1 protein-coding gene is annotated in these 550 nt (G+C 63.3%); it reads right to left on the bottom strand.

The genetic code is table 11. The annotated features are described in order from the left end of the window. Positions 1 to 29: 29 nt before the first annotated feature. The gene (locus tag EBE87_RS28575) at positions 30 to 368 is read right to left on the bottom strand and encodes a DDE-type integrase/transposase/recombinase (RefSeq protein WP_120641342.1); all 339 of its coding nucleotides are present in this window, start codon (positions 366 to 368) and stop codon (positions 30 to 32) included. Positions 369 to 550: the final 182 nt, after the last annotated feature.

Here is a 550-nt window from a genome sequence, read left to right as displayed (position 1 = left end):
GCCGCGACAATCATCCACCCGCCGTAGCTTCAGACTCTCACCCTGATTGCCGCGCTGCTCGCACCCAGATTGTCGCGCCATACCGCGGCGGCATCCCGCCGGGCCGATAGGAGGAAACCGATGGTCTGACCGAGGCTGTCGACCGCTCGATACAGGTAGGTCCAGGACCCCTTGACCTTGATGTATGTCTCGTCGACCCGCCAGTAACCGGTGCACGGCCGCAAGTGGCGCCGGACCCGGTGCTCAAGCCTGGAGGCATAGGCCTGCACCCAACGGAACAGGGTCGTACGGTCGACCGCGATGCCCCGGTCCGACAACATGCCCGCGAGATCGCGATAGCTGATCGGAAACACCAGGTACCAGCGCAGTGCTCACGGGATCACCTCGGACGTGAAGTGTCGCCCCTTGAAGAGCCCGGCCTGCCCCATCACCATCATACCAGTCTCAACAAGCTACCCAGCGACGTTCTAGGGTCTGTGACTGGACTGTCTGACTAACCGGTCTGGCTCCGATCCGGTCTCTGGCCGCGCCACCTTGGAAGTTCTCGAGG

It is taken from the genome of Teichococcus wenyumeiae (assembly GCF_003696345.1).
Lineage (GTDB): Bacteria > Pseudomonadota > Alphaproteobacteria > Acetobacterales > Acetobacteraceae > Pseudoroseomonas > Pseudoroseomonas wenyumeiae.
Note: the sequence above shows the minus strand (reverse complement) of the source record. Positions and strands in the feature narration are given on the sequence as shown.